Here is a 25,474-nt window from a genome sequence, read left to right as displayed (position 1 = left end):
ATATAAGGACACCTCTGGTTTGGACGGTACATCGCTTACTGCGCTGTCGATTATTCTCGTCGGGCTGATCATGCTGTCGGCATTCTTTTCCAGCTCTGAAACCGGAATGATGTCTCTTAACCGGTATCGCCTCAAACATATGGCCAAAACCGGCCACAAAGGCGCCAAGCGGGCACAGGGATTATTGAAGCGCACCGACCAGCTGATCGGCATCATTCTGATTGGCAACAACTTCGTCAACATCCTGGCGTCTTCCATAGCCACGGTTATAGCTATCCGCATCTGGGGCGATGCCGGCATTGCCATCGCCACGCTACTACTGACCATCGTCATACTGATTTTTGCCGAGGTCACCCCGAAGACTCTGGCATCCCTGTTCCCGGAAAAAATAGCCTTCCCCGCGAGCTATATTCTCGGGCCTCTGCTAAAAGTCCTTTATCCGATCGTATGGGCGGTAAACCTGTTTACCGGTGCGATACTCTGGATCCTCAGAATTTCTCCAAGCGACTCTGCCAGCGATCACCTGAGCCGTGAAGAACTCAGGACCCTGGTAAACGAAGCTGGCGCCCTCATCCCGACCAAACACAAGGACATGCTGGTCAGCATCCTCGATCTCGAAAAAGTAACTGTGAACGACATCATGGTGCCCCGCAACGAAGTTTCCGGCATCGATCTGGATGATGACACCGATACCATTTTGCGCCAGTTGAGAAATAGCCAACACACTCGGCTGCCGGTGTTCAACGGCGACATCAACAATATTCAGGGCATCCTGCACCTGCGCAGCGCAACGAAACTGCTCCAGCAAGACGAGATCAGCAAACCCATGATCATGCAGCTTTGCCAAGAGCCCTACTTCGTTCCTGAAAGCACGCCACTGAATACACAGCTCATCAACTTTCAGAAAGGAAAGCGCCGGTTTGGCATTGTGGTCGATGAGTATGGCGATGTACTTGGACTCGCTACCCTTGAGGACATTCTGGAAGAGATCGTTGGCGAATTCACAACGGATTACGCTGCAGCCAGCCCAGATATCATCCCCCAGGACGACGGCACGTTTATTATTGACGGCACCGCATCCGTACGCACAATCAACAAATCCCTGGGCTGGAAACTACCCACAGACGGCCCGAAAACCCTCAACGGCCTGATCACTGAAACCCTTGAAAACATCCCGGACACCAACGTTTGCCTAAAGGTAGACGGCCACCGGGTAGAGGTTCTCCAGATCAAGGACAACGTTGTGAAGGCCGCAATTGTGCACCCAAAGAAGCGCAAAAAACGCGCACTTTCCATCGTTTAACCCAGCCTGATTCCACTTCGCTATAGACGTTCCAGTTATAGCGAAGCTCTTTCTTGAAAGATCAAAATGTAACCAGCTCCTTGACGCATATCAATCTACCGCCAACACTCATTAGGAACACCGAACAATAATAATGCTAAGGAGTTTGTCCATGAGCTTGTCGAACACTTTTGGTCTTCTGACCCACCCCGATCAGCAATGGAAAGCCATTCGGAACGATTCCGAGTCCATTTCCCAACTTTATCTAGGGCACGTGCTACTTCTCGCTCTTATTCCCGCCTTGGCCGGGTTCTTTGGAACCACCCAGGTAGGCTGGCAGATTGGTGACGGACAAGTCACACGCCTGTCCATAAACAGCGCGCTAAGCCTGTCCGTTCTGTTCTATGCCGCCATGCTGGCAGGCATATTCATTCTCGGAAAATTCATTGATTTTTTTGCAGCAACCTACGATGCGGTAGATAGAGTGCCGAGAGGCGTGGCGATGGCGGCTTATACCGCCACCCCTATGTTCCTGATCGGCGTTATAGCGGCCTACCCCAATATCTGGGTAAACATGCTGGCAGGACTCGTTGCCATTGCGTATGCGGTGTACCTTCTTTATGAAGGCCTCCCCATACTCATGAAAATCCCTGAAGACCGTGGATTCATGTTTGCCACAGCGGTGCTGACGGTTGGGCTGGTCATGTTTGTCGCCCTTCTTGCCATCAGTGTGGTGATCTGGAGCGTCGGCATTGGTCCGGTGTATGTAAGCTGAGGGTCAGGCTCACCCCACACCTTCATGTCGAAGAAACTACCAAGGGTGCTCCATTGGGACACCCTTTTTTTCAGATAAGCGCTTTGGTTAGATTTTATTCATGTTAACCAAGCGGAAAATGCGGTAAATTTAGCCCATAACTAAAAAACAGATAGTCTAACTCGGTCATGTACCCGGTTGAGCCGCAAACAGGAGTCGGCCATGGACAAGCAGTCCGGCATACATTACCTCCGCGAGCACAGGGAAGCGGGAAGCAGCGAGCCGGTTCCTGTGGAGGTCACCCGCATCCGCGACACAGTTGTCGCCGGGCTCGGAGATCTATTGCAGGGCGCGTTTGATGCCGTTGATGATTCGCTGTTCGAACTGGCAAACAATGCCCGCAGCAACAACGAGCAGAACCGTTATTTTGAAGCCATGCGGGAAATCCGCATCAAGCGCAAAGGCGTAGAGCGCCACTTCCAGAATACCGTTGCGCAATTTTTTGCAAATCCCCCCCATACTATTCAACTGCACGAAGACACTCTGGGACGGCAAGCAAACGCAGACAATCTGGCACTGGTGGGCAACGACGACCTTGAAGAGCAAGTAGCTCTGACTGCCATGATCACCAAAGCTAAAGCGCACTTCCAGGGGCCGCTCATCCAGCTTCAGACTCGCTTTAGTCATGTCTATGACGGCGCTTCTGACGAGTCCCCGGTCAACCCCATGGCCCCGGAACATCTTTGCAGCGCATTTACTGAAGCGATTCAGGCTCTGGAAATTCAAATCCGGGAACGATTGATTCTGCTTAAGCAGTTCGACCGCTACGTTGTTTCCAATCTGGGAATGCTTCTGGATGAAGCCAACAGAATTCTCGTTCAAGCAGGGGTTATTCCCAATTTCCGCTATCACGGAAAAACCGGGCAGCAGCATAGCAGCCCTGCGGAGAGCCAAGCGTCTTCCGAGAGCGCGAATAACGGCGCGCCCCATGATCGTCAGTCGAGTGGCGACCAGGGCAGCAACGCCGTCTTCGAGCAAATCCATCAGTTACTAGCACGCCAGAGGGCCAATGCCGGCATACCATCACGCCAGTACAGCTCAGACATACGGGTTGTCGGTAGCAATGAACTGATCAGCCTGCTGGCCGCACTACCTCTAAATACCCAGGCAGACTCTCAGCTTAACCTCAGCGAAGGCGATCCGCTTACCATCGATCTCCTTAGCGTCGTGCAACAGATCCTGGCCCAAGCCAAAACAAACGACGGCAAAAAGCCTGCGCTGGAGGAAATGGATGAGGATCTGATCAACCTCGTATCCATGTTATTTGAGTTCATTCTTGACGATTACAGCTTGTCAGCACCGGTTCAGGTTCTGATCAGCCGGTTGCAGATTCCGATTCTGAAAGTTGTTATCAAAGACAAAAGCTTTTTCAGCAAGACGACGCACCCTGCGCGCAAACTGCTCAATGGACTGGCCCGTGCGGGTATAGGCTGGAGCAACAGCGACGAAAAGGCGCGGGACAAGCTGTATGAAAAAATTCACAGCATTGTGCAGCGAATCCTGTGCGAATTTGATGGCGATATTGCACTTTTCGAAACTCTGAATGAAGAGTTTGAGGAGTTCCTTGCCAGAGAAAACCGGAAATCGTCTCTGGTAGAGCAACGTACCCGTGAATCGGAACGTGGCCGCATCAAATCCCAGAAAGCCCAGGAAATGGTCGACCGGGTCATAAAAGAACGCGTAGCGCGCTACCGCCTCCCGGAATCCGTCCATACCATTCTTATCAATGGCTGGAGCCGATTCATGTTCCTCGCTTACCTGCGGGACGATGTAGAACATCGCTGGCAAGAAAGCGTCAAAGTTGTTGATGATCTTATCTGGTGCCTTCATCCGCACCAGGAAGACACTGAAAGAGATCAGTGGGTTCGCGTGGTACCCGGCCTTCTCAAATCGCTTAGAGCGGGGCTGGAAGAAGTTTCCTATAACGCCACCAAGCTTGACGACACAATGAGTTTACTCAAGCATGAGTTGGCAGAAGCTTTCCGCGCAAGCTCCAACATGGAGGCAGCCGAAGAGCTACCCGCTCATGAAGAGACCCTGGATGAAACAAAGAACCAAACTGAGCCCCAGCCTGAAGATGCGGTGATTGCCGAGTTCATGGCCCAGATTGATATGCTGGAAATTGGTCATTGGGTTGAGTTCAGGCTGGTTAATGGTGCAAGCTTCCGCTGCAAGCTTTCCGCCATCATTGACGAAGCGGACTGCTTTGTCTTTGTAAATCGTATGGGGCTAAAGGTCATCGAAAAAACCCGCACGGACCTTGCCCACGAAATGCGACGCGGAAGAATGACACGGCTTGAGCAAGGGGCCCTCATCGATCGGGCACTGGACGCCGTCGTCGGCTCCCTTCGTAGCAAAACTGCCTGACCGGGCCGAGGCCCGCATTTACCATGCGGGTCCGGCGCCTGGCGCAGTGATCATCTGGCAGTAAAGGAGATACCTGAGTTCAATGCTGGAGCATGGCAGCAACAACAGCCTTCCGGCGAAGCATCGGATCGCCCTAGCTTTATCAACCGCCTTCCTGATTCATACGCTGCTATTATCTGGATTTCCAGCCATTCTTCCGGATTCGCCCACACAGCACCGACACCAAATAAATCTTGAGTTGGTGGCAGTAGATAGCAGCCAGAAAACACCCGCGTCTACAAACCTGCAACAACCAAACGAAAAGTCAGTGGCTCGCAACCCGCCCTTTGAGGTACCACCCGTCAACAACCCCGGGCTGACAACGCCTGAGCTGGCAACAACCAACTCTGATCAGAAAACCGCTACCAGCCACAACTCACAAGCTGCCGTGCCAAACAACAGAAAGGACTCGACCCAAACCGAGACAATGCCCACAGCCTCAAGTACACCGTCCAAATCCGGCGCCCGCACTCAGGTTTCAAACAAGGAAACAACAGAAGACGTCACCAAAATCACTCTGTCGCCCAGCGAACAGGATCCTTACCTGATAAAACTGGCAACACATTTGGCAACGAAACTTGAAACACTGAGGATACCCGCCATCAGGAAGCTGACGGACACAAGCACCATGGCATTAGAGCTTCAGCTACTGAGCAATGGGGCGTTAACACGTGCGAGAGTGGTCAAATCGACAGGCATTGAACAAATAGATCTTGCAGCCTACCAAGCCGCGCTTTCAGCGAGCCCTTACCCGGAGCCGCCACCTGACCAAAGAAGCAAAAGCCGCTTCGAAGTAAAACTGGTGTTTTCTCCGTCGCGGCTCTAATTGAGGGCCCGCATTTCAGGCAGGTGAGATCAGGCCTCAGCCTGTTTTGCAGCACCTTTTACCAAAGTAGCCAGTTCGCCATTTTCTGACATCTCCATAATGATGTCACAACCGCCAACCAGCTCGCTGTTAACATACAGCTGCGGGTAGGTAGGCCAGCTTGAGTAGACTTTCAGGCCTTCGCGCAGCTCCTGGTTATCAAGAATATTCACAAACGCAAAGCGCTCGCCACAGGCCATCAACGCCTGCGATGTTTTAGCAGAAAAGCCACACTGCGGCGCTTGAGGAGAGCCTTTCATGTACAGAATAATCGGGTTTTCTGCGAGCTGATTTTTAATGGTTTCGTTAATATCCATGAACATTCACCTCTGGTTGAAAACAGAACAGTCTGCCGCGCCGGTTTGCGCTGTTGCACCTGCCTTGACTGGCGCCTATTGTACACGTCGGACAGGCTACTCAACAAACCGTGGAATTTGATACCGAACAAGCCTGATACCCGCAGCGTTGTCATCAAACGCGCGAAGGGCTAGACTTGATCCCCCCGTTTTTTTTCACCAGTACTTATACTCATCCAGGGCTTCACCTAGTAAGGGCCACCCCATGGCAGTAAGGCATTTTCTGACACTGAATGACATGTCCACAACCGAACTGGAAGATCTGGTGGATCATGGCACCAGGCTCCGGAACGAATGGCGCCAGGGCAAGGTCAGGGATTCACTCAAAAACCGTGTTTTGGCGATGATTTTTGAAAAGTCCTCAACCCGTACCCGGGTTTCCTTTGAGGCAGGCATGGCTCAGCTGGGGGGCTCTGCGATGTTCCTTTCCCCGCGAGACACGCAACTTGGCCGCGGCGAACCCATAGAGGACTCTGCCATTGTCATCTCCAGCATGGTTGATGCGGTGATGATCCGCACCTTCGCCCACGAAACCGTTGAAACGTTTGCCCGGGCTTCGCGGGCACCGGTTATCAACGCGCTCACTGATGACTTTCATCCGTGCCAACTGCTGGCCGACATGCAAACCTATCGCGAGCATCGCGGCAGCATCCGGGGCGCTACCGTGGCCTGGATAGGGGATGGCAACAACATGTGCCACTCTTACATCAATGCCGCCACCCAGTTCGATTTCCACCTGAACGTGGCAACCCCCGAGGGTTACGAGCCGGATCCGGAACTGGTAAAGGCCCACAGTTCACGCATCACGTTAATGCGTGAACCCGAGGAGGCGGCACGCAACGCAAACCTCCTGGTCACCGATGTGTGGGCATCCATGGGTCAGGAAGACGAGCAGAAGGCCCGTGAGAAGGCGTTCAGCAAATACCAGATCAACAAGGCATTGATGGACATAGCAGCAAAGGACGCGCTCCTCATGCACTGCCTGCCCGCTCATCGCGGTGAGGAAATTGCAGCTGATATGATAGAGCACCCGGGTTCCGTCATCTGGGACGAAGCTGAAAACCGGCTTCACGCTCAGAAAGCCCTGCTGGAATTCCTGATTTTGAACCGCCTGGACTAAGATTTATGAGCGCGCCGATAACGACTGCGGACACCTGGTTGCTTGAAGTAGACAATTTGACCTGTGGCTATGGAGGGGATGCCGTTGTAAAAGACGTTAATTTCGCGCTCAGCCATGGAGATATCGGCTGCCTGCTCGGGCCTAGCGGTTGCGGGAAAAGCACAATTTTGCGAGCTCTGGCCGGTTTTCTTCCACTGACCAGCGGCGAGATACGGTTACAGTCCCAACCTATCAGCCTCCCTGGCCGCACGCTCGCGCCTGAGAAACGCCGCATAGGCATGGTGTTTCAGGACTACGCCCTGTTTCCGCATTTAAGCATTGCCGACAACGTAGGATTCGGTTTGCGCGGGCTGGATAAAACCGAGAAGCGCCACAGAGTGATGGAACTGCTGCACGTGGTTCACCTGCAGGATCTGGCAGACAACTATCCTCACGAGCTGTCAGGCGGCCAGCAACAACGGGTTGCCTTGGCTCGGGCCCTCGCGCCTGAACCAACACTTATTCTGCTCGACGAGCCTTTCTCCAACCTGGACACCGATCTCCGCCGAAGACTGAGCCTCGATGTTCGTGAGATTCTGAAGACCCTTGGGATCAGCGCCATTCTGGTAACTCACGATCAGCAAGAAGCCTTCGCCATGTGCGATCAGGTAGCTGTTTTGCAAGGCGGGAAAATCCAGCAGTGGGATGTGCCGTACAATCTCTACCACGAGCCAGTAAACCGCTTTGTGGCGAGTTTTGTGGGACAAGGCGGGTTCATACCGGGAAAGGCCGTGGGGCCAGACATCATAGAGTCCGAATTGGGCATTATTCACGGCAATCGGGCCTACAAATGGCCTGCCGGCACTCTGGTAGATGTGCTTATCCGCCCTGATGACATTGTCTACGATGCCGAGTCCGACCTGCGCCCGAAAGTTGTAGAGAAAACTTTCGCAGGCACCTCTACGCTTTATCGCTTCCGATGCTCTGAAGATACCGAATTTGAGGCACTGTTCCGTAGCCATCTGGATTTCCACCTGGGCGAAACCGTACCTGTGCGGGTAGAAGCTGACCACCTGATAGCATTTGAGCGTGGAGTCTGACCAACAGGAACCGCAGAGAAAAACACTGAATTCGTCAAAAAAAATGCAAAAAAAAGGGCCGGAAAACCGACCCTCAAATGACGAATGAAACAAGGAAAGTTCGTAAGAACCACAACCTCAAAAGTCATCCCTTACGCTTTAAATTATTACCTCAGCCACCCAAATGTTCAGTAGTACTTGTGTAGTCGCTTTGTAACATCTGGTGAGAGCCCGGAAGCTGGCTCTCGACCCTCTTCACTCGTTCTGTTCCAGTGGTTTTCTTCGGGGCCAAACCAAGCTGAAGCGCGCGCCACCCAGGCTGTCACTCCGGCTCACGAATGCCTGCCCGTTGTGCCAATAAAGAATTCGCCGCACGATAGAGAGGCCAAGCCCGTACCCACCAGAGGTCCGGGTACGGCTGTCATCAAGCCGTGCGAAGGCTGTAAAAACCTTTTCCCACTCATCTTCTGGAATGCCAGGACCGTCGTCTTCTACATCGACCCGACAATGCTCTTCATCAATATGACAGCGAACAAGTACCTTCCCCGATGCGTAGCGCCCTGCGTTGCCTACCAGATTCTGGACAGCACGATGGAGATAACGTGGCTCAACGTCTGCCATAGCAAGCAGCTCTGTGGATTCATCAATCTCGCCTTCAATACACAGAGCTGGGCGCACAATTTTTTGCTCGGCGACAACCTGCCTGACAATGTCGGTTACCGAGGCCTCTTCAAGGGAAAAAACAGGCCCACCCTGTTCGAGCCGCGCGTAGGTGAGGATTTCGTCAATTAGCTCATCCAACTCCTGAATATCACCATCAATCCCATCCAACTGCTTCTGCCGGGCCTCTTGGCTTTCGCAGTCTTCAATCATCTGCACACCAAAACGTATACGGGCAACAGGGGTTCTCAATTCATGGGAGACCGCATGGATCATCTCACGTTGAACGTTCACAAGACGCTGGATGTGCTCCGCCATGCCATTAAACGCTGCAGATAAACGGGAGACGATGGTACCTTCCCCTGCCTCTACACGGGCTCCCATTTCACCCCGCGCAATGCGCACAGCCACAGATTCCACTTTGCGCAAATTGCTATCCAGATTCCGAAGTACAAACAGCAACGCCAAAGCCAATACACTTCCAGAAATTACCAACATCAACAAAATGACAGGCCATGCCCACGGATTAAAGGGAGCGGGAACGCTAGCCTGAACCAGTTCGCCATCAGATAACTGAACGAGTACTCGCCCTCCCCCATTGCTGCTATAAAATGCAGAGCCTTGACTGGCTACGCGCTCCAGAACCTCATCATCTGGCAGTGCCGAAGATCCTTGAATCCTCAAAACACTCAAGTTCAAGCCGTCTTCCAACTGCCTGACCGCTTCTTCTCGCTCTTCCGGACCCACCGCATCAAGGTGAATCCGCAGAATTTGTGCGGATGCTACAGTAATATCGCGATAGGGCTGAGATGCTCTGAATTGCAGCGCTTCACCATGGAGCCCGGTGACCAAAAAGCGATAACCCAAGCTACTTTCAATCGCCACCACCTGGCCATAGCCCAGGCGCTCGCGAACGACGGGGTAGTCCGACATCTCCTCCGTGCTGGCCACCCGAAAATCGTACCGGGAAGCCAGCCAGTGGTACTGCTGTTCGGGAGCAGGCGAAGACGCAAGCCAACGCATTAAAGGATCGGAAAAACGCTCATGCCAGAATTGGGAGCGTACGGAATTCATACCGACAAACAAAACAATACAGAGCAGTATCACCAGCACTGTGAGGCCGGCAAGGCGGGCATATAATTTCAGGAAAAACTTCAGGGGCATGTCAACGAACCCTGCCAGGGAAACGTCGGCCGGAACACCCGTGCCGACGCCAAAGACTGAATCGTCAGACTTCCTTCACAAACAGGTAGCCTTTGCTTCGAACGGTCTTGATCCTGCGGGGATGGACAGGGTCATCGCCGATTTTCGGGCGGATCCGGGAGACCCGAACATCAATAGACCTGTCCTGTCCGTCGTATTCTATGCCCCGCAGGGCAGTGAAAATCTCTTCCCGGCTCAAGACGCGGCCGGCATTACTCGCCAGTAGCCACAGTAGATCGAACTCGGCACTGGTCAGATCGATGCTTTCTTCGCTCAGCCAGGCTTCGCGCATAGAGCGATCAACAACCAGGTTGTTGAACTGCAGGCGCGTTGGCTCTTCCGCGCTTGCTTCATCTGCGGTGTTTTGCGCATTTTCCGTTACGCGGCGCAGCAATGCACGGATTCTGGCAAGAAGCACTCGAGGCTTGACAGGCTTGCTGATGTAATCATCCGCCCCCATCTCAAGGCCCAACACCTGATCAAGATCGTCAGTGCGCGCGGTGAGCATGATGATGGGGCCAGAATATAATGGCCGCACGCGGCGACAGATGGACAGACCATCTTCCCCGGGCAACATCAGATCCAGCACAACAAGATCCGGCTGTTCATTTCGGATTCGCTCAACCGCTGGGCTACCATGGGTTTCGAGGGACACGGACAAACCGTTACTCTCGAGGTATTCACGGGTTAACTCAGCCAGTCGCTCATCATCTTCAACAATAAGAATTCGCCAACTTTCGTTCGTCTGTTCCACAGGCGTCCATCTCTTATTTTATTTTTCCGGGTCCATTATTTCGTCTGCATGTCACGATACAGACAACCTGATGTAACAGCAATTATACATGCTATTCAGAAATATACATGGAACTGCCATGCGGTTACACCCGGTTACACCCTCTAAACTCTAACGAATTCGGCGTGCGGGCACCCAATTCACTCGAACAGCGGTCGACCTTGGGCGACTTCATCATCAGTCGCTTCGCGGCGCCCGATGATTTCCAGATCAAAATACAGAGTAAAACCCGCAAGTGGATGATTTGCATCAATTCGGACAAGATTGCCGTCAAATCCCATAACCTGAACAATCTGGGCATTTTCACCAGTATTGGTTTGAAACTTCATGCCAACCTGCAGCTTCTCTACCCCCTCAAACATTGACCGGGGCACCTTTCGAACCAGGTCATCACGGTGCTCACCGTATGCCATCGAGGGAGGCACCGTAACCTCCAGACAGTCTCCGGCATGGCGCTCTTTTACCGCTTTCTGGATACCCTCTATAACATCAGGGCTACCGTACAGAAAGTGTAAGGGCTCACCACCCTCTGAGGTATCAACTAACTCGCCAATCTTGTTCTTGAGTACATAGTGAACCGTAAAAACGTCAGGCTTTTCTTGAGGAGCTTGCATCAGACTTTCGAGTTTCCCGTATTCGATGAATTTTCAATCAATGTCAGACCATGGATCACAAGGCGCTGATCCAGTTTTTCACGCAGCCCTGAAGGCTGGCTCAGGTCCATTCGCTGCAACAATTCTGCAAAACGGCCTTTCTCATCTTTCGTCCGCAAGGCCTGAAGCAGAGTCGACAGTTTACCACGACGGGTCGCCGTTTCAGCCTTGAGCCGCTTCAGCGCTTTGCCCAGCACCAGTTCCTGGTCGGTAAAATCCCGGCCAAAGGGAAATGCCGGGAACCAATCTTTATCGCCGGTGCTGGTGAACGCACTGGTGACGGCATTTGGCGTATTGTTCAACCAATTTGTTGGCAATCGGAACTTCGCATCCACCTTACCCGCCTTCTGTGCCTGATCGAGCAGATCTTGCTGAAAGCGGGAATCCGCAATGCGGATCAAGCGCAGATAGACCTGCTCATCCGATTGACCACGAAGATCTGCAATACCGTATTCAGTGATCACTACATCCCGCAAATGCCGGGGGATGGTGCAGTGGCCGTAATTAAACACGATATTCGACACCACTGAACCCTTGGCATTACGGGTACTGCGCAAGGGTATGATAGAGCGGGCACCAGGTAATTCGTGCGCCATAGAGACAAAATTGTACTGACCACCCACACCACTGATCACCCTGCCATCCTCAAGCCCGTCGGAAACCGCAGCGCCACTAAGGGTATACATCATTGCCGTGTTGATAAACCGGCTGTGAATTCGCTGAGCTGCCTTGAGCCGCTGGTTACCGAAACGATGATCATAAAGATGATTGATAAAGCTCACACTGGTCATGCAAATGCGATCGCGATCCTCATCGGAAAGCTCGCGCAGGGACTGGTAGAACTGCTGGGGACCCACATAGAACCCCCCGTGCATTGCAACCCCGCCAGCTAGCCGCTCACCGATCGCCAGCGCCTTCATTGCCTCTCTCGCCTCTGGATCATCCAGATCGGCATTGAGGGAATGATCCCCAATCCGCAGCCGGCCACCTTTGAACTCAACCGCATCACGGAGAATGCCGTACCGCCTCAGCCAGGTGACATCCCGGGCCCGCATGGGTGAATCAATCAGCCCTTCCCGCCGCAGTACATCAAGGGTATCCAGAGAAACCTGCTCTTCAATTTCGCCGTTGTTGATCAGTATTTGCAGGTCCGCGTGATCATATACTTCACGCCGCAACACCCCTGCCTCCATAAGGTACAGGAAGCCATCAACCATCATCTCGCTGCAACCATAAAGTCCTTTTTCAAAGGGGCCGGTTCCGCCGTCCTTTTCCGCCAGCGGGAATCGCTCCGCAACATTCAAGTTGTCGTAAACAGCCCGCCAGGCTGCGTTATTCTTGTGGCGTAATATGGCACTGTGGACAAGCGCCGCACCAAGCGAACCAATACCCACCTGCAGCGTGCCGCCATCTTTAAGCAAGGTGCTGGCGTAAAAGCCAATCAAGTGGTCTGCGGGGCTAATGGCCATCTGGGGCGCCGAAAACAATGGGTACTCGGTAGCCTGATGCTCGAACACCAGATCAAACTCGTCTTCCGCAATAGCAGCATCGCGACCGAACCAGGGCATCTGGCGATTGATTTCGCCCACAATAGCCACCGGGGTTCCAGACGCTTCCCGCTCCCTCAGAAGAGGCAGCAAGTCGAGGCTCAGATCGGGATTACAACTCAGGCTTACCATTCCCGGCGCATCATACAGTTCGCCCGGGGCGACCATTTGCGCCACGACATTAACGCCCAGGTCCATCAGGTCACGAACGGCGTGGGTATAGTTGGTCGACACGTAATGACGCTGCTGACTGCGGTTATTGAGGTAACTCCCCGCTTTGAAGAAAAACTCCGACACCTGAACATTGGAAGGGAGATTATTCTTGTTAACATCCTGCGCATATTGGAGGGTCGGAATGCCGCCATAGAGGCGCTCAGCAAACGGCGCCATAAAGCGCTTTTCCAGGGACGAACTGCCAGAAGGCGCAAGTAATGAAAGTGCAGTGAAAATATGCAGGTTTATTTCAGGATCGTCTTTCGCCCTCTGGTAAAGCGCATTTACGAAGCGGACAGCCTTCCCAAGACCTAGTGGCAACCCCAAGGTGATATTCTTGCCCACCCGGCGGATTACATCATCCACGCAACGCTCCGCGTTATTCGAGCGCTGTCTGCTATTTACCGCCATAAAGAGATCCCCACTGATTATTCAACGTATAACCACTATCAGAGAATCATCACATGAGACATGCAGACAGACAATGCACCAGATCATTAATCTGGCGTTAAACCAATGTATTGCGGGAAAAAGCCAGTACAGCGAAAGGGTGAATCAGATGAGCGGGAAATCGATATGAAGCAAAGGAGGCAACCGGAACCGGGCGACTACAGATTCAGAAATTCCATTTCAGGTTGAGGCATGCACCTTCATTCAGCAGCGCGATTCCATGATCAGCCTGCGCCGGCTGGGAGGCATAGTGCTTGCCATTATCGTTCGCGCGCACCAAAGAAAGACTCAACAAACGAGAACCAATTTCGGCAACGGCAACCGCATCAGCATCGTCTTCTTCAAAATCACGGGACATCCGCTGCTGGAGCTCATAAACATATTCTACTGTCATGGTTTCGCTGGTCGCCTCAAACGCGCGTTCAGACGCCTCGGCGCGAACCACAAACGCGGCGACGTTGAGAACAAGCAATGTGACAAATATGCGGATAATCATGATACTTACAGCGACCTTTTAAACGGATTAGAAGTTTACTCACCCCATTGACTAAAGTCTAACCCCTTAGCGGCAAAAAGATGTGAAATCGCGCGCAGTCATGCCTCTTTTTTGTCACGCTTTCGCACACATTTTGTCAATATATGATCGCCAATATTTCAGAATGTAACGTCCCCTTCTCTAAAGCCAGCTAATTCCTTTTAGCATCAACAGCTTAAGAGAAACCACAGATTTTCGACGGTCTTCAGGGGCAAGGATAGGTAAATTCGTTATGAATCGCGTCAATAGCCTCCAACGTATCCTGACTAAGCTTCACACTGCACGAGCCCAGATTTTCACGGAGCTGCTCCATGTTGGTGGCACCAATGATATTACTGGTCACAAAATTGCGGCTATTAACATACGCCAGCGCCATTTGAGCCGGAGATAGTCCTATGTGCCTCGCAAGCTCTGCATAGGCTCGAGTCGCATCAACCCCTCTTTCACTGGTATAGCGGCTGAACCTCTCATAAAGCGTGAGGCGAGCCTTTTCCGGCCACTTACCACCCATATACTTGCCAGACAGCATGCCAAACGCCAGCGGGGAGTACGCCAGCAAGCCTGTTTGCTCACGATGAGCTATTTCAGCCAACCCCACTTCAAAAGAACGGTTCAGCAGGTTGTAAGGGTTTTGAATACTGGCAATGCGCGGCCACCCGTTCTCCCCTGCCAGGCGGAGATACTCCATCGTGCCCCAAGGCGTCTCGTTCGAAATCCCGATATGCCGAACCTTCCCTGCCGCCACCAGCTCACTGAGTGCGCCGAGGGTTTCCTCAATTGGCGTCGACTTTTCTTTCGGGTCTGGCCGATAGCCGAGCTCCCCGAAAAAATTGGTGCTGCGATCCGGCCAGTGCACCTGATAGAGATCGATATAATCCGTCTGCAGACGCTTCAGGCTGGCATCACATGCTTCAATAATATGGTCGCGGGTAAGTCGGGGGCCATTTCGCAAGTAACTGAGCCCATTCCCAGGCCCGGCGACTTTAGAGGCGATCACCAGATCGTCTCGTCGGCCGCGCTGCGCCAGCCAGTTCCCCAGATAGGTCTCTGTGAGACCTTGAGTCTCAGCCCGCGGAGGAACCGGGTACATCTCCGCCGCATCAATAAAATTCACACCTTCAGAAGTGGCATGATCCAGCTGCTCGAAAGCCTCCTGCTCGGTGTTTTGCTCCCCCCATGTCATGGTGCCCAGACATATAAGACTGACTTCAAGATCCGTACGGCCTAGCTTTCGGGTTTGCATTGCGCCTCCGCTCAAGATTGTTGAATGCGTAATAAACGTGTCACAGGGGTGTCATGTGCCTGTCACCCAAAGCTCCCATAGTAGAGCCATAGTAATAAAAACCAGAGGGAACGTCATGATTCAAGCCAGTCTGGCAAGCTAGCTACCCGGATATAATCTATATAGCCACTCAAGGGCGATTGTTGCCGCGGGGTGGAGAACGATAAGGCTCGAACCCATGTCAGAAAGCAGCAAGGCAATCCGCTTCTTTGAGCTCGCAGATCAGCGTGAATACGCCTTTTGCCAGCACATAAACAAAATTGCCAAATTTCGGCCGATCATGCGCTATTTCCAACTGGCAAGTCGGCTTGGGGATGGCTGGTTCTGGTACGCACTGATATTGGCCATTCCCTTTCTGAAGCGAGAGACTGGCCAAGGCCTGGCACTGATGATGGCCCTGACCGGGCTAACCTGCACCCTGACTTACAAAATACTTAAGCGTTGGCTGATCCGCGAACGACCCTTCATCTCATTCCCCTCCATTAGTTGCGGCACCCCACCATTGGACCGCTACAGCTTTCCTTCAGGTCACACCCTGCACGCCGCCTGCTTTCAGACCATTTTGTTCATGACAATGCCAAAGCTGGCACTGGCAACCGCTCCCTTTACACTGAGCGTGGCCGCATCCCGAGTGGTACTGGGTTTGCACTATCCCTCTGACGTTCTCGCGGGCGCATTTATTGGTGGCCTGATGGGGTATCTATCGGTGACATGCTTTTTCAGCCACTAGCGTGCCTTTTCTCGGGCTGACATCAATCAAACAATCTGAGCTGGGTCACCGGTGCATCATCATTGCGAAAGCGCACCCCTAGGCCCAGCAGCCGAACCGGCCGCTCTCGATTACTCACCAACTCGGTAAGCAGTGGGAGGTAGTCTTCATATCCTGGCTCTTTTATGTTTTCCCGTACCCGCTCCAATGTGTGGGTGGAAAAATCGCTGTAGCGTATTTTTATAAACAGCTTATGGATTGGCTTATCACGACCCTTACGGGTAAGGCGGAGATTAAGATCTGTCGCCAGTGATGCCAAAACCGTTTCGCAGGCGGCAATATCTGGTAAATCCTGAGAAAACGTACGCTCAACGCTCACCGATTTGGCAATTCTGGATACCACCACCGGCCGCTCATCCCGGCCATGGGCCATTTCATGCAACCGATACCCCTGTTTACCAAAGCGTTCGATCAACACATCAACGCCCAGTGCCTGCAAATCACCACATGTTTTCACACCAAGCGCATGTAATTTAGCCGCCGTCACCTGCCCTACGCCAAACAGCTTCTCAACTTTAAGGTCGCGGACAAACCCGTCTACCTCATCAGGCTTGACCACAAACAGGCCGTCTGGCTTTTGCCAATCACTGGCAATCTTGGCGAGAAACTTATTGGGGGCGACGCCGGCAGAAATCGTAATCCCCACTTCCTTTTCCACACGCTCCCGCAGGTAGCGGGCCATTAATGTGGCGCTCCCTTTATGTTCGGTCACATCAGTAACATCCAGAAAGGCTTCATCCAGTGATAGGGGCTCAACCAGATCGGTCAACTCTCGCAGAATGCCCATGACCTTTTGTGATGCCACTCTGTAGCGAGCCATATCAGGAGGCACGGTAACCAGGCCGGGGCATAGCCGCCGAGCTTCGCCGCCAGGCATCGCCGAGCGCACACCAAAAGCCCGGGCTTTATAATTGCAGGTAGTCACTACGCCACGACCACCCTCGCCGCCTACCGCCAGCGGCACCTCACGCAGCGTTGGGTCATCACGCATCTCAACTGCCGCATAAAAACAGTCACAATCCACGTGGATGATCTTGCGTTGAGGCATAATCATTGGGCTCGCGTCGGGTTTCTGTACATTTATACAGTCTTGTATCTTAAAGTAAGATGCTGAGAATGTCAGGAATCTCCAAGACAACCACAGAATCTCATAACGAGGCACCATGTCGAACTCTATTCCAGATTCCAAGCGCACTGAAATCGAAGCTGCAGCTTTTCGCCGCCTGGTTAAGCACCTGGGAGACAACCCCGAGGTTCAGAACATTGATCTGATGAATCTGGCCGGATTCTGTCGCAACTGCCTTTCCAAATGGTACCGGGCAGAAGCCAGTGAGCGCGGCATTGAGATTTCTGACCCTGCTGCCAGGGAAAAGATTTACGGCATGCCGTACGAAGAGTGGAAAGCCCTACATCAAACAGGTCCGAAACAGGATCACAAATGATGAATGTAAATGAAGCAGTACGTATTCACCTGGCTTCGATAGGGGGTGGCCATGCCAATTTTGATGACACTCTCGCTTTGATAGAGCGGCACTTTGATTACACACCCGCCAGTTTCCAGAACGGACCTTTATTTAATTCGGCCGGTGAAAATGCAGGTTCGTGCAAAGTGTTTGGGCTCGGCCTTTACTGCACACTGAATGAGGCAGACACGCTGAAACTGTTTGCTCAACATTATCAGCAGGTATTAGACAACCCTGCCGGTGAAAGCCACAGCAACATTCGCCAATTCATTGGCACCGGCTGGTCTGGCATTCGCTTTGAAGAAACGCCGCTGCGCCTGCGCCGCCCGACCGAGCCATCCATCAAGGACGACACCCATTCATGAGCAACACCACTGCATCCGGGGTACAGCAGGTATTCCAGCTGAAAAGCGCCAGCGTTTCCATGACAGCGTTGGAACTGTATTACTTCGACAACGACGAGTTTGAGGAAACGCTGAGGAACAAAATCAGCCAGGCTCCCGGCTTCTTTCGGGATATCCCTCTGATCATAAGCCTGGAAAAGTACGAAGGCCTCGACAGTGAACTGGATTTTTTCAAGATCATCGGCGCCTGCCGCCGCAACAGCATTCATGTGATCGGCGTTCGTGGCGGGAATGACGATCAGCGCCGTCTTGCTCGCGGAGCCTCTCTGGCACTAATGCCCGGGAGCGGACAAAGAGACAAGGACCACGAAACCACAGCAGAGGTAGCTGACGCCCCTGCAGCGCCTGCAGCTCAGACAGCAAAAGAAGCTGCTCCGGCAAAAATCATCAGCCAACCGGTGCGTTCAGGCCAACAGGTTCACGCACCCGAGGGCGATCTGGTTATTCTCGCACCGGTTCAAGCCGGTGCAGAAGTACTGGCAGCGGGCAGCATTCATGTTTACGGTCCATTGCGCGGCCGGGCTCTGGCGGGCATTCATGGCTCGGAATCTGCAAGAATTTTCTGCCAATCCCTTGAGGCAGAGCTTGTGTCCATCGCCGGACACTATAAAATCTCCGAAGATCTTCAAAATAACGGCTGGAAAAGCGCTGTGCAGATTCAGCTCAGGGACGACCTGCTGGTGGTAGCACCACTGGACAAGGCCTGATACTGGAATCGAGCAAAATAATTTGACCGGGCGACACATCCGGCTGACACGACGAATCCACAAGATACAGGAAATAGACCTTGGCTAGAATTATTGTCGTAACCTCAGGAAAGGGCGGCGTTGGTAAAACCACCACCAGCGCCTCCATAAGCACCGGTCTTGCCAAACGCGGCCACAAAACTGTAGTGGTAGATTTTGATGTAGGCCTGCGCAACCTCGATCTGATCATGAACTGCGAGCGCCGCGTGGTGTATGACTTTGTAAACGTTATACAAGGTGATGCGACGCTCAATCAGGCGCTGATCCGTGACAAGCGGGTTGATACCCTCTACATACTCCCGACCTCACAAACCCGGGAAAAAGAGGCGCTTACCAAAGAAGGTGTTGAAAAAGTTATCAACGAACTTGCTGAGACCTTCGACTACATCATTTGCGACTCACCCGCAGGGATTGAGCATGGGGCGCTTATGGCCCTGTACTATGCGGATGAGGCCGTTGTAGTAACCAACCCGGAAGTTTCCTCCGTTCGAGATTCCGACCGCATTCTTGGCATTCTGCAAAGCAAATCCCGCCGTGCAGAAATGGGCGAAGACCCGGTTAAGGAGCACCTGCTGCTAACCCGCTACAACCCGGATCGGGTCGAGCGAGGCGAGATGCTGTCGGTGGCAGATGTCGAGGAGATTCTCGCCATTCCGCTACTCGGCGTAATCCCCGAAAGCCAGGTTGTGCTCAACGCCTCAAACCAGGGATTGCCCGTTATTCTCGAAACCGAGAGCGATGCTGGCCAGGCTTACGACGACGCAGTTGCACGCCTTCTGGGTGAGGAGCGCGAGCAGCGCTTCATGACCAACCAGAAAAAGGGTTTCTTTTCACGGATGTTCAAGGGAGGCTAACGGATGAGTTTCCTCGACTATTTCAGAGGCAAGAAATCAGGCTCTGCCAATGTGGCAAAAGAGCGCTTGCAAATCATTGTGGCCCACGAACGCGGGCAGCGCGACCAGCCGGATTATTTGCCGGAGATGCAGCAAGAAATACTGGCGGTCATTCGTAAATACGTCCAGATCAGCGATGACATGGTTCAGGTGGAAGTCGACCGTAATGGCAGTTGCTCCGTTCTGGAGCTGAATGTCACACTGCCCGAACGCTGAGCCAGTTCAGTCCCGGTGATGTGAGCGAGCGCCAGCCAGCTTCCTGCAGGCTGGCGCTCTTTGCCGTTACCACCGCGCGAAGTGGTCTTCCATAAACCCCTGCAAACCCTCAACCTCAATCTTGTTACCGCCTTCATCGGTGACGGTTCCATTGAAGGTGCCTACATACTGCCGGAAGTTGGACGCCAATATCCCTGCATTCAGCTTTTCCTTACGAGCCGTGGCCGGCACAAAGCGCAGGTCTACCCGACCATCTGCCGTGGTTACATGCCAGTCACTTCCAGCACTGTAGCGATCAAAACTAAACCGGGCGGCAGCAAGTGTCTGGCACTGCCCATCCAACCACAGAGCGTTTTCTGTCATGCCGGTTTCGTTAACGCCCGCGGCTAAATTAAGCCCGAGTGATCGGCCGCCCGGCAGTTGCCCCGCCAGACTCGCCCAGTTCCAGGCCGTTTCGCGGCGCATAAAGCCGCAACTCCAATCAATAGCGCCGCGAGTGCCTTCATCACAGCGCCAAATTTGATCGCCCCAACGAATCTCACCCTCAACCGGCAAGCCCGCCGACTTCCGGGTGAACACCCAGCCATTGTAGCCCGCAGGGCACACCAGCCGGAGTGGGTCATTATCCTCTTTCAGCGCAAGCTCCACACGGATTCCTCCGGGGGCGGATACCGAAATCGCCCTGCCGCCCGCGAAGGGCAGTATACGCATGGAAACCTTGCCCTTTCTGAACGAGGCCTGACCACGCTCAGGGGAAGGCTCTATTCGGGTTCCCATTGCCAAAGGGCTCATAAAGCTTTGCTCAAGCATCTGCCCGGATGCAAAATCGTAGAGGTAGAAAAAACCGCTTCCCACGAGTTTTAAATCCACCAGCGCCATACCAAACACCCACCCGGGGCCAGTGGCACTCACAAACTGGAACTGGTTAAACCGCCAACGCCGTGCGAACCTGGTGCGAGGTTTATCCATTACCGTACGCAGGTCGTAATCCATATAGTTTATTTCTTCGACCGGCTGGCTCAGTACGCCGGGAGCAAAGCGCCCCTTGCTATCAATCAGTTTCTTTATCGTCATAATAATCGTCAAATCAGGCCAATTTATCGTACTGTTTCACCGGGCAACAACCTGGTTCACAATCCCCTGCTTCGGGCCCATACTGCCCGTCACCCCGTGATAGACTCTGCCCAATTTTTTCAAGGAAGTGTAGCTTATGAACAAGACCGAAGCCCACAGCATTAAAGACTGGGCCTCAGTCATCAGTGGTGTGATCTTCGCCCTGCTGGTTTCTGCAATGGCGACCACCACGGCTAGCGCCGGCTTACCAGGCGAAGACAGCGAGGTCTGGAGCTTGCGCAAAGAATCCGGCGACATACGCATTTACACCATGAGCCAGAGCAACTCCAGCTTTCAGGCATTTAAAGCCGAAGCCCTGATTGATGCCCCCATCGAATCTATTATGGCCGTGATGCAGAACCCCGCCTCCTGCATGGAATGGTTGCTCAACTGCACCGAATCTTACGCGATCGGAAAAGGCAATTTTCATCAGCGCTACGCCTACTCCGTCAATGACCTGCCTTGGCCCGTATCTGATCGGGACTACGTAATCAGCATTAGCACAAAGGGCAATAAAGCTTCCGGCGAAGTCATTATGGAAATGAGCGCTGTGCCTGAAATGCGTGCAGAAGTCAGCAACCGCGTTCGGGTTGGGTTATCAAACACCCAATATCGTCTGATTCCTGAAAATGGCAAAACCCGAATGATCTGGCTTCAGCACACAGACCCCAATGGCGCCCTGCCCGGCTGGCTGGTTAACACGCTTCTGATTGATATACCGGTGAGCTCTCTGGAAGAGTTGGAACGGGTAGCAAGCAAAGAGCGCTATCAGGGCTTCAGCCTGATCTATGACGAGAGCGGCCGCCTGATTGATGTACGGCAAACCAGCGATATCTGAAGGGTGACGAGCCGGGTATGAAACGCTAAGCTCTGGCAAAGGACTTCGCAAAGCAGGGATCACCTGATGACAGTGCTCGCACACGAAATAATGACGCCTAGCATTAAGGCAGTGCCACAATCCTGGACAATGGATCGTCTCGCCAGATTTCTGACCGACAATGAAATCACAGGCAGCCCTGTTACGGATGAATCCGGTGAAATTATTGGCATCGCCACCCTAAAGGATATCACCGAGTTCCGCTGGAACGCCTCGCGCTCCAATACGAGCACTACGGATGAACTCACGGCAGAAGAGCAACAGGAAGCGCGGCGCTTACGCATGGTACTTTTCGAAGAGATGGGCAAAGTACCGGTAGAAGTACGGGATATCATGACCCCCATTGTATTATCGGTTGACGAAACAACACCGGTGCGCGACATCGCCAACATCATGATGAAAGAACACCTGCACCGGATATTTGTCACCAAGGACTCGAAGATAACCGGCATTGTAACAACCTATGATATGCTGAAAATCGTCTCGAATGAGGAGCTTACGAAACGCTGCGCCAGTAACAGCTGAGAACCACCACAGAGGTAGCGCCCCCTATGCCCAGAACACCGGAAAGTGCACCGCAAGCCCGTAGAACCATGTACGTCCTCGACACCAACGTTCTGATCCACGATCCCAATGCCCTTCTCAACTTTGAAGAACACGATGTCATCATCCCGATGACCGTTCTTGAAGAACTCGACGGTCTTAAATCCGGCAAACAAAGTGTCGCAGCCGACTGTCGCCAGGCAATCCGCACCATCGACAGACTGCTCGGGGACGCCAGCCCCAAAGAGATAGAACAAGGTGTGCCCATAGTAAGGGCCAAAATGGCAAAGCCCCTGGGCACACTCTCAATACTGATGAGCACTGAGCACGCCAGTGGGCACTCATTGCCGGAGCACCTGAACGATAACAAAATTATCAATACCCTTGCTGCGCTTCAGGAGCGACACACATCCCGGGACATCATTCTCGTAAGCAAAGACATCAATATGCGGCTGAAAGCCCGTGGGTTTGGTGTTGAGGCCCAGGACTACCAGAACGACCAACTGGTTGATGACATTGACCTGCTCCCCAAGGGCTATATCGAGTTCCCGAACTCATTTTGGGACACCATTGCCAAAGTAGAAACTCTGCAGCGAGACGGGGCAACCGAACACATCCTCAAACGCGAAGGCGAGCTGGCCAAACTGAACATCAACGAGTTTGTTCTTGATGAGCAGGGGTTTATCGGCCGAGTGGTTAACATTAACGACACCCAGGTCGTTATCCGGGATTTGCATCAGCACGATCTGATGAACGAAGAAGTCTGGGGTTTGGTGCCGCGGGATATCTATCAGGCCATGGCGCTGCACCTGCTGCTGGACCCAGACATTCATCTGGTGAACCTGACCGGGTCAGCAGGCTCAGGTAAAACCATTCTTGCGCTGGCCGCTTGCATCGAAATGACTGTGGCCAGCAAGCTCTACAAGCGGATTATCGCCACGCGTTCAACCCAAGGCCTGGATGAAGACATTGGCTTCCTGCCAGGCACTGAGGCGGAAAAAATGGAGCCTTGGCTAGGGGCCATTGTAGATAACCTGGAAGCACTGCACGAAGACGACGAGAACATGACAGCCAGTGTGGACTACATTCTCAGCAAGGTTCCTCTGCACTTCAAATCCATGAACTACATTCGTGGCCGCAGCTTCCAGCACAGTCTGATTATTATTGATGAGTCCCAGAACCTGACTCCGCATCAGATCAAGACCATCATCACCCGCGCGGGCAACGGCTCCAAGGTGATCTGCCTGGGCAACCTGGCGCAGATTGATACGCCGTATCTGAGTGCCCTGAGCTCAGGCCTGACTTACATGACCGAACGTTTCAAAACCTTCAGCCACGGTGGCCATATACACCTGCAAGGTGTACCTCGCTCACTGCTTGCGGAGTTTGCCGAAGCCAACCTCTGACACAGCATCAAAAGCCGGGTCACGGCCCGGCTTTTAATGCGCCAGTGCTTAGTTTACACTCGGTATCGACTGACCTGGTCTGACATATCTGCCGCCAGCGCCTTGAGACGCTGTGCTGCCAAGCCTGCCTGGGATGCCCCTTTAGCAGTCTGCTCCGTGATTGCAACAATCTCATGGACATTCTGATTGATGGTCTCGGAAACGCTGGTCTGCTCCTCAGCGGCACTGGCAATCTGGCTGTTCATATCATTGATCGTTCCAACCGCCTGGTTGATTCTCTGCAATGCGTCATTCACCTTGCGCGTTTCCACAACAGTGGCCTCACTGCGTTCACTGATCGAGCCAATCAACTTCACGGCATTGCCAGCACCGGTTTGCAGCCGCTCAATGGTTTCCTGGATTTCCTGAGTACTCCTTTGAGTCCTGCTCGCCAGCGTACGAACTTCATCAGCCACAACGGCGAAGCCTCGACCAGCTTCACCGGCTCGTGCCGCTTCGATGGCCGCATTCAGGGCAAGCAGGTTTGTCTGATCAGCTATCTCACGGATAACCTCCAGAACGCTGTCGATCTTGTGGGAATCAGAGCCCAGCTTTTCGATAACTTTAACGCCCTCTTCGACCTGCTCGGACAAGCCACCAATCACTTCGATCGTCTGATGTACCAGGCCCTGAGCATCGGATACCTGTACAGTGGCATGATCTGCAGCACTGGAGGCTTCACTGGCATTGCCTGCCACTTCCTGAGCCGCGGCCGTCATCTCATTCATGGCAGTTGCGACTTGATCACTCTCGGATTTTTGACGCTCTACACCTTGCCCCGCCTCATCCATAATCTGATTCAGCTCCGCAGACGCTTCATTCAGAGTGCGGGTGGACGAAAGAACCCCTTCAACCAACCCGTGCACTTGCTCTGCAAAGCTGTTGAACGCCGTCGCCAACTGACCTAATTCATCCTTGCTTCCCGCCTCCAATCGACGTGTCAGGTCACCATCCCCATTGGCGATATCGCTCATTGCAGACACCGCCGATTTCAGGGGCCGAATGATGCTGCGGACTACGATCAGGGCAAAAAACACAATGATAGCTAACGCAATTAGCGAGGTAGTTACTGAGCCAACGACTGCTTTGCCCAATGCCCCGCCGACTTTGCTGTCCATGGCAGCGACTTGGTCCTCCAGACCATCGACCCAAAACCCTGTACCGATCACGATATTCCATTTTGGCAACATCTCGGCGTAACCAAGCTTTGGAGCAGCTTCGCCGGTATCGCTGTTTTCCCAGTGATAGGGGACATAACCTCCGCCATTGCGGGCCACGTTTACGAGCTCGCGAATCAGATATTTGCCATTAGGATCTTTAAAACCCCAGAGGTTCTTGCCCTCCAGTGCCGGATTAACGCCATGCATAACACTGACACCGCTAGTGTCATAGGCGAACACATAGCCGGGGCTGCCGGAATCATCAAACCTCAGTTGGCGCAGTATTTCCCAAGCTTTCTCCCGAACTTCAGGATCGTTCGCTGAAGCGGGCTGGTTATACAGATGGGCAATGGATGTGCGCGCCAATTCAATATAGTTTTTTAGTTCTTGGCGCTTGGTGGTCTCCATATCTGAGGAGAAACCCGCCACTGCTTCGGTACCTATGCCTTGAGCCTGTTTGAGATTGTATGTGGTCAGGAATGCGGTGAGCAGGATCACTGGGATAAGTGCCAGCAACAGCACGCGCATCTGAATGGTAAGATTTTTCATATCGAATGTATCTTGTATCTGCTGGAAGGAGTGGGCAGAAGGTCTAACCCATTGCAAGG

Annotated in this window: 25 protein-coding genes; 15 read left to right on the top strand and 10 right to left on the bottom strand. The window is 53.1% G+C overall.

Annotated features, from left to right (window positions below; genetic code table 11):
- Positions 1-19 precede the first annotated feature (19 nt).
- From Q0824_RS09785 to Q0824_RS09770, 4 genes are all read left to right on the top strand, one after another.
- Entirely contained in the window at positions 20-1,303 is a 1,284-nt protein-coding gene (locus Q0824_RS09785) for an HlyC/CorC family transporter (RefSeq protein WP_298449884.1), read from the top strand.
- A gap of 151 nt (positions 1,304-1,454) precedes the next feature.
- Positions 1,455-2,057, top strand: coding sequence for a Yip1 family protein (locus Q0824_RS09780; RefSeq protein ID WP_298449882.1), 603 nt, complete (start codon positions 1,455-1,457; stop codon positions 2,055-2,057).
- 201 nt (positions 2,058-2,258) lie between these two features.
- The gene (locus Q0824_RS09775) at positions 2,259-4,463 is read left to right on the top strand and encodes a DUF1631 domain-containing protein (RefSeq protein ID WP_298449880.1); all 2,205 of its coding nucleotides are present in this window, start codon (positions 2,259-2,261) and stop codon (positions 4,461-4,463) included.
- 82 nt (positions 4,464-4,545) lie between these two features.
- A complete protein-coding gene (locus tag Q0824_RS09770) occupies positions 4,546-5,328 on the top strand; it encodes an energy transducer TonB (RefSeq protein WP_298449878.1) in 783 nt (260 codons plus the stop codon).
- A 29-nt stretch (positions 5,329-5,357) separates the two neighbouring features.
- On the opposite strand, the gene grxD is transcribed toward Q0824_RS09770, so the two are convergent.
- Positions 5,358-5,684 carry a Grx4 family monothiol glutaredoxin gene (gene grxD, locus Q0824_RS09765; protein WP_298449876.1) on the bottom strand — a complete coding sequence of 109 codons (327 nt, stop codon included), beginning with the start codon at positions 5,682-5,684 and terminating at the stop codon, positions 5,358-5,360.
- A 244-nt stretch (positions 5,685-5,928) separates the two neighbouring features.
- Between grxD and argF the strand changes: the two genes are divergently transcribed.
- A complete protein-coding gene (gene argF / locus Q0824_RS09760) occupies positions 5,929-6,843 on the top strand; it encodes an ornithine carbamoyltransferase (RefSeq protein WP_298449874.1) in 915 nt (304 codons plus the stop codon).
- Between the two features lie 5 nt (positions 6,844-6,848).
- Entirely contained in the window at positions 6,849-7,922 is a 1,074-nt protein-coding gene (locus Q0824_RS09755; protein ID WP_298449873.1) for an ABC transporter ATP-binding protein, read from the top strand.
- 234 nt (positions 7,923-8,156) lie between these two features.
- Here Q0824_RS09755 and Q0824_RS09750 read toward each other — a convergent pair whose 3' ends face one another.
- From Q0824_RS09750 to Q0824_RS09725, 6 genes are all read right to left on the bottom strand, one after another.
- Positions 8,157-9,725, bottom strand: a complete 1,569-nt coding sequence (locus Q0824_RS09750) for an ATP-binding protein (RefSeq protein WP_298449872.1) — start codon at positions 9,723-9,725, stop codon at positions 8,157-8,159.
- Positions 9,726-9,789: 64 nt separating this feature from the next.
- Complete coding sequence (locus Q0824_RS09745; RefSeq protein ID WP_298449870.1) at positions 9,790-10,518, bottom strand: response regulator; 729 nt, start codon at positions 10,516-10,518, stop codon at positions 9,790-9,792.
- A gap of 179 nt (positions 10,519-10,697) precedes the next feature.
- On the bottom strand, positions 10,698-11,171 hold the full coding sequence (locus Q0824_RS09740) for a peptidylprolyl isomerase (protein ID WP_298449868.1): 474 nt from the start codon (positions 11,169-11,171) through the stop codon (positions 10,698-10,700).
- On the bottom strand, positions 11,171-13,381 hold the full coding sequence (locus Q0824_RS09735; RefSeq protein WP_298449866.1) for an acetyl-CoA hydrolase/transferase C-terminal domain-containing protein: 2,211 nt from the start codon (positions 13,379-13,381) through the stop codon (positions 11,171-11,173). Before Q0824_RS09735 ends, Q0824_RS09740 begins: the two co-directional genes overlap by 1 nt.
- A 205-nt stretch (positions 13,382-13,586) precedes the next feature.
- Positions 13,587-13,916: a hypothetical protein gene (locus Q0824_RS09730; RefSeq protein WP_298449864.1), complete on the bottom strand. Its 330-nt coding sequence runs from the start codon at positions 13,914-13,916 to the stop codon at positions 13,587-13,589.
- A 244-nt stretch (positions 13,917-14,160) separates the two neighbouring features.
- Positions 14,161-15,198 carry an NADP(H)-dependent aldo-keto reductase gene (locus Q0824_RS09725; RefSeq protein WP_298449862.1) on the bottom strand — a complete coding sequence of 346 codons (1,038 nt, stop codon included), beginning with the start codon at positions 15,196-15,198 and terminating at the stop codon, positions 14,161-14,163.
- A gap of 217 nt (positions 15,199-15,415) precedes the next feature.
- On the opposite strand from Q0824_RS09725, the gene Q0824_RS09720 reads away from it, so the two are divergent.
- On the top strand, positions 15,416-15,967 hold the full coding sequence (locus Q0824_RS09720; RefSeq protein WP_298449860.1) for a phosphatase PAP2 family protein: 552 nt from the start codon (positions 15,416-15,418) through the stop codon (positions 15,965-15,967).
- A gap of 22 nt (positions 15,968-15,989) precedes the next feature.
- On the opposite strand, the gene dinB is transcribed toward Q0824_RS09720, so the two are convergent.
- Positions 15,990-17,054 (bottom strand): DNA polymerase IV, encoded by a 1,065-nt coding sequence (dinB, locus tag Q0824_RS09715; protein ID WP_298449858.1) that lies wholly within the window; start codon positions 17,052-17,054, stop codon positions 15,990-15,992.
- A gap of 115 nt (positions 17,055-17,169) precedes the next feature.
- Here dinB and Q0824_RS09710 point away from each other — a divergent pair, with 115 nt between their 5' ends.
- From Q0824_RS09710 to minE, 5 genes are all read left to right on the top strand, one after another.
- Positions 17,170-17,448, top strand: coding sequence for a DUF1244 domain-containing protein (locus Q0824_RS09710; RefSeq protein WP_298449857.1), 279 nt, complete (start codon positions 17,170-17,172; stop codon positions 17,446-17,448).
- Positions 17,445-17,834: a HopJ type III effector protein gene (locus Q0824_RS09705; protein ID WP_366521645.1), complete on the top strand. Its 390-nt coding sequence runs from the start codon at positions 17,445-17,447 to the stop codon at positions 17,832-17,834. The genes Q0824_RS09710 and Q0824_RS09705 overlap by 4 nt, the downstream gene beginning before the upstream one ends.
- A complete protein-coding gene (gene minC, locus Q0824_RS09700) occupies positions 17,831-18,580 on the top strand; it encodes a septum site-determining protein MinC (protein ID WP_298449856.1) in 750 nt (249 codons plus the stop codon). Before Q0824_RS09705 ends, minC begins: the two co-directional genes overlap by 4 nt.
- Before the next feature lie 80 nt (positions 18,581-18,660).
- Entirely contained in the window at positions 18,661-19,473 is an 813-nt protein-coding gene (gene minD, locus Q0824_RS09695; RefSeq protein ID WP_298449855.1) for a septum site-determining protein MinD, read from the top strand.
- Positions 19,474-19,476: 3 nt separating this feature from the next.
- Positions 19,477-19,728 (top strand): cell division topological specificity factor MinE, encoded by a 252-nt coding sequence (minE, locus tag Q0824_RS09690; RefSeq protein ID WP_298449854.1) that lies wholly within the window; start codon positions 19,477-19,479, stop codon positions 19,726-19,728.
- 66 nt (positions 19,729-19,794) lie between these two features.
- Here the strand turns inward: minE and Q0824_RS09685 are convergent, their stop codons facing one another.
- Positions 19,795-20,802, bottom strand: a complete 1,008-nt coding sequence (locus Q0824_RS09685) for a DUF2804 domain-containing protein (RefSeq protein WP_298449853.1) — start codon at positions 20,800-20,802, stop codon at positions 19,795-19,797.
- Between the two features lie 136 nt (positions 20,803-20,938).
- On the opposite strand from Q0824_RS09685, the gene Q0824_RS09680 reads away from it, so the two are divergent.
- The 3 genes from Q0824_RS09680 (at position 20,939) to Q0824_RS09670 (ending at position 23,667) form a co-directional block, all read left to right on the top strand.
- Positions 20,939-21,679, top strand: coding sequence for an START domain-containing protein (locus tag Q0824_RS09680; protein ID WP_298449852.1), 741 nt, complete (start codon positions 20,939-20,941; stop codon positions 21,677-21,679).
- A gap of 66 nt (positions 21,680-21,745) precedes the next feature.
- Positions 21,746-22,243, top strand: a complete 498-nt coding sequence (locus Q0824_RS09675; protein ID WP_298449850.1) for a CBS domain-containing protein — start codon at positions 21,746-21,748, stop codon at positions 22,241-22,243.
- 68 nt (positions 22,244-22,311) lie between these two features.
- Positions 22,312-23,667 carry a PhoH family protein gene (locus tag Q0824_RS09670; RefSeq protein WP_298450499.1) on the top strand — a complete coding sequence of 452 codons (1,356 nt, stop codon included), beginning with the start codon at positions 22,312-22,314 and terminating at the stop codon, positions 23,665-23,667.
- Positions 23,668-23,720: 53 nt separating this feature from the next.
- Here Q0824_RS09670 and Q0824_RS09665 read toward each other — a convergent pair whose 3' ends face one another.
- Positions 23,721-25,415, bottom strand: coding sequence for a methyl-accepting chemotaxis protein (locus tag Q0824_RS09665; RefSeq protein ID WP_298449848.1), 1,695 nt, complete (start codon positions 25,413-25,415; stop codon positions 23,721-23,723).
- Positions 25,416-25,474 lie beyond the last annotated feature (59 nt).

The sequence above is a fragment of the uncultured Marinobacter sp. genome (assembly GCF_947488835.1).
In the GTDB taxonomy this organism is placed as follows: domain Bacteria; phylum Pseudomonadota; class Gammaproteobacteria; order Pseudomonadales; family Oleiphilaceae; genus Marinobacter.
The sequence above is the reverse complement of the archived record's forward strand: the minus strand, read 5'-3'. Positions and strand labels throughout refer to the sequence as shown.